Below are 4,414 nucleotides of genomic sequence, written 5' to 3'. Positions count from 1 at the left end.
GCTCGCTCCCACAGTGGTTTTGGGCGTGCATGAAATTCCTGTCACACCCACTTCACACAGCCATGCTTAAGTTTTCCCATTTCAAGGGAGAACACCATGAGCGAATTCGACCTGGGCCGTCGTCGGGTGATGCAAGCTGTGGGGGCGGGGATATTGTTGCCGGGGCTGGCGCCGGCGGTGATGGCTTCGGTCAAGGATCGTCCGGTACTCACCGACGGTGTGCAGTCTGGCGACTTGCAGGGCGACCGGGCGATGATCTGGAGCCGCAGCGACCGTCCGGCGCGGATGGTGGTGGAGTGGGACACCCGCAGCAAGTTCACCAATCCCCGTCGCTTCGTCTCGCCCATGGCCGACGCCCGCAGTGATTTCACCGCCCGGGTCGAACTCACCGGGCTGCCCCGTGACCAGGCGATTTTCTACCGTGTGCATTTCGAAGACGCCCAAAGCGGGGTAGCCAGCGAACCCTGGCTCGGCCACCTGCGCAGCGTGCCGCAGTTCAAGCGCAACATTCGTTTTGTCTGGAGCGGCGACACCGTCGGCCAGGGTTTCGGAATCAACCCGGACATCGGCGGCATGCGCATCTACGAAGCCATGCGCCTGCGCCTGCCGGATTTCTTTATCCACAGCGGCGACACCATCTACGCCGACGGCCCGGTGCCGGCGCAAATCACTGCCGAGGGTGGGCGCATCTGGCGCAACCTCACCACCGACGCCAAGAGCAAGGTCGCCGAAACCCTGGATGAGTATCGCGGCAACTATCGCTACAACCTGATGGACGAAAACGTACGCCGTTTCAATGCCGAAGTGCCGCAGATCTGGCAGTGGGACGACCATGAGGTGGTCAACAACTGGTCGCCGGGCAAGCAACTGGACGAGCGTTACCAGACCAAGGATATCCACAGCCTGGTGGGGCGCGCGCGACAGGCCTGGCTGGAATACGCACCGATGCGCCGGCAAAAGGCCGACGGCGGCGGGCGGATCTACCGCAAGCTCGGTTACGGGCCGCTGCTGGATGTGTTCGTGCTGGACATGCGCAGTTACCGCGAAGCCAACGACGCCAACCTCGGCGCGGCCAAACCGTTCCTGGGGCGTGAGCAATTGAATTGGCTCAAGCGCGAGTTGAAGCAATCCCGCGCCCAGTGGAAAGTCATCGCCGCCGACATGCCCATTGGCCTGGGTGTGCCGGATGGCGAGGTCAGCCCCGGCGTGCCGCGTTGGGAAGCGGTCGCCAACGGTGACCCGGGCGCGGCCCAGGGGCGTGAACTGGAGATCGCCGAACTGCTGGGTTACCTGCGCAAGCATCAGGTGCGCAACTACGTCTGGCTCACCGCCGACGTCCACTATTGCGCCGCCCATCACTACCACCCCGAACACGCCGCGTTCCAGGATTTCGAACCGTTCTGGGAGTTCGTCGCCGGGCCATTGAACGCCGGCAGCTTCGGGCCCAACGCCCTGGACAAGACCTTCGGCCCGGAGGTGGTGTTCCAGAAAGCCCCCCCGGCCCAGAACACCTCGCCGTTCGCCGGGTATCAATTCTTTGGCGAGGTGAACATCGATGGCCCGAGCGGGGAGATGAGCGTGGTGTTGCGGGATCTGGAAGGGGTGGCGGTGTTCGAGAAGAAGTTGCAGCCCGTGTGAATGTCAGCCACGCAACGACCCCTGTGGGAGCGAGCTTGCTCGCGATAGCAGTGTGTCAGTCAATGAAGTGTTGACTGAAGATTCGCTATCGCGAGCAAGCCCGCTCCCACAGGGTTGATGTTGCGGTCAGGATCAGTAGACATCCCGCCGATACCGCCCCTGCTCGATCAGTCGCTCCACTTCCTCGCGCCCCAGGACGTTGTTGAGCACGTGATCGACCCCGGATGCCATGCCCTGCAAGCTGCCGCAGACATAGATCGCCGCGCCGTCGGCCACCCATTGCTTGAGCAGCGCGGCCGACTCCAGCAGACGGTCCTGGACGTAGATTTTCTGCTTCTGATCCCGGGAGAAGGCCAGGTCCAGGCGCTCCAGGTCGCCGGAGGTGACCCATTCCTGCAAGTCATCGCGGCAGTGGAAATCGTGTTCGCGGTTGCGCTCGCCAAACAGCAGCCAGTTGCGCTGCATGCCCTCGGTGACGCGTGCCTTGAGCAGGCTGCGCAGGCCCGCCAGGCCGGTGCCGTTGCCCAGCAGGATCATCGGCACGCCCTGGGGCGGCAGATGGAAGCTGCTGTTGCGGCGCAGCCGCAGGCTGATGGCGCTGCCCAGTGGTGCGTGTTCGGTCAGCCAGCCGGAGCCGACGCCGAGGCTGCCGTCGATGTGACGTTCCTGGCGCACGATCAGCTCCAGCACGCCGTCGGCCGGGATCGAGGCGATGGAGTATTCGCGCATCGCCAGCGGTGCCAGTGCCTCCACCAGCGCCTGGGCATGCAGGCCGACCAGGTGGGCGCGGTTTTCCGGCAACTGGCGGGTCGCCAGGGCCTGATTGAGGCTCTGGGACAGGCCGTCGACTTGCACGCGCGCCTGGCCGGACAGGCCGAGACCATCGAGGAAATGCTCGATGGCCCAGAGGTCATTGCGCGGCAGGATTTCCACCAGGTCACCGGCCAGCCAACTGCTCGGCCCGGGGGCGGTGAGGCCCAGCAGGTACACGCCCGAGCCGCTGCTGTCGGGGTTGAGCAGGGTGCGTTGGCTGAGGGTCCAGTTTTCAAAACTGGGGGGCTGCCAGGTGTCGGCAGGCGCCTGCCCGGTCAGTTCGGCCAGTTGTTGTTGCCAGTGACGCAGGGCGTAAGGGTCGCCGCTGTCGACTTCCACCGGCGCGAACAGGGTCTTGCCGCCGTGTTCCGCCAGCCAGGCGTGCAGGCGCCGGGCGAAACCGCAGAAGTGTTCATATTGCCGGTCGCCCAGGCCGAGCACCGAATACTGCAAGCGCTCCAGGCTCAAGGCCTGGCCCAGCACCTTGCGTTCGAAGCCGCGGGCACTGTCCGGTCCTTCGCCGTCGCCAAAGGTGCTGACCACAAACAGCGCGTGGGTGGCGATGTTCAGGTCCTGCTCGCTAACACCGGCCAATGGCTGGACCTTCACGGGCAAACCGGCGGCCTGGAGTTGGCCGGCAGTCTGCCAGGCCAGTCGCTCGGCGAAACCGCTTTGGCTGGCGAAACCGATCAGCCAGGCCGGCGCATCGGTCGGGTTGGCGCTCAGGGCCTGACGGGCGTTTCTGGCCTGGCGTTTCTTGCGGCGGCGGTCCAGGTACAGCAACCAGCCGGTGATGAAGAACAGCGGCATGGTCAGCGCGGCGACGGTCACCAGGATCCGCCCGACCAGGCCGAAGTAGCTGCCGATATGCAGGGCATAGACACTGGTCAGCAACTGCGCCTTGAGGCTCTTGTCGCTGTAGCGGCTATGCCGGCTGATGACGCCGGTGGCCGGGTCGAGGATGAGCTGGTTCAGCGCCCGGTCGTGAGGTGAGTTTTTCAGCAGGTAGAACACGGTCGCCGGCTGCCCGGCCACGGGCGGCATGCGCACGTTGTAGGCGGACAGGCCGGGGCCTGCGGCGCTGTAGATGCTGCTCCACATGGCCCGGTAATCGGCCACGGGCAGTGGGCCGCTGGGTGCCGGGCCACGATTGCGCACCCGTTCCTCTTCCGGCGCGTCGGAAAGCAGGCGGGTCACGCCTTTGTTGTACCAGTCGTAGGACCAGGTCAGGCCGGTCAGTGCCGCCAGCAGATAGAACACCAGGCACCAGGTACCCGCCACCGAGTGCAGGTCCCAATTGAAGCTGCGACCTTTTTTCCCCCAGTCGAGGGTCAGCCAGGCGCGCCAGCTTTTCCATTGGCGCGGCCAACGCAGGTACAGCCCGGACAGACAGAAGAACACCAGGATCAGCGTGCAGGCCCCGGTGATTTGCCGGCCCACGTCATCCAGGGTCAACACACGGTGCAGCCTGAGCATCAGGCCAAAGAAATCCTGGCCGGTCACCTCACCCATGAACTGTGCGGTGTAGGGGTCGAAATAGCGCATGGCATCACGTTTTTCCCCGGGCGGCGCCGCGAAGATCACCCGCGCGGCGTTGCCGCTGTCGGTCTCGACCCAGAGCAGGGCGACGGTCTTGCCGGAGGCGGCTTCGATCTGCTCCACCAACTCGGCGGGCGGCAACACACCGGCCGGTTGCTTCTCGACCGTCAGCACCTGCGGGTTCAAGGCCCGCAGGATTTCATCCTGAAACGACACCACTGCCCCGGTAACGCCCATCAACGCCAGGACCAGCCCGGCACTGATGCCGAAAAACCAGTGCAACTGGAACAGGGTTTTCTTCAACACGTCGCCCGCCTTGTTCATCTATTACTGTTCATCACGGTGCGCATTATGCCGTGTGTTATCGAGAAGCATTCATAAACACACCTAAAAGGTGCCGATCAGTGATGAGGTGAGCGACAAA

The 4,414-nt window shown here is 64.4% G+C and carries 2 protein-coding genes; one reads left to right on the top strand and one right to left on the bottom strand.

What is annotated here, in order from left to right:
* Window positions 1–96 precede the first annotated feature (96 nt).
* Window positions 97–1,638 (top strand): alkaline phosphatase, encoded by a 1,542-nt coding sequence (locus tag J4E53_RS29920; protein ID WP_103308373.1) that lies wholly within the window; start codon window positions 97–99, stop codon window positions 1,636–1,638.
* Between the two features lie 132 nt (window positions 1,639–1,770).
* On the opposite strand, the gene J4E53_RS29915 is transcribed toward J4E53_RS29920, so the two are convergent.
* Window positions 1,771–4,296 (bottom strand): sulfite reductase flavoprotein subunit alpha, encoded by a 2,526-nt coding sequence (locus J4E53_RS29915; protein ID WP_177431693.1) that lies wholly within the window; start codon window positions 4,294–4,296, stop codon window positions 1,771–1,773.
* Window positions 4,297–4,414 lie beyond the last annotated feature (118 nt).

The sequence above is a fragment of the Pseudomonas sp. FW305-28 genome (genome assembly GCF_017351395.1).
Taxonomy (GTDB): Bacteria; Pseudomonadota; Gammaproteobacteria; order Pseudomonadales; family Pseudomonadaceae; genus Aquipseudomonas; species Aquipseudomonas fluorescens_AA.
The sequence above is the reverse complement of the archived record's forward strand: the minus strand, read 5'-3'. Positions and strand labels throughout refer to the sequence as shown.

Excerpts from the sequence above, each read along its gene's own strand:
- J4E53_RS29920 (WP_103308373.1), top strand. The coding sequence starts at position 97 with ATGAGCGAATTCGACCTGGGCCGTCGTCGGGTGATGCAAGCTGTGGGG.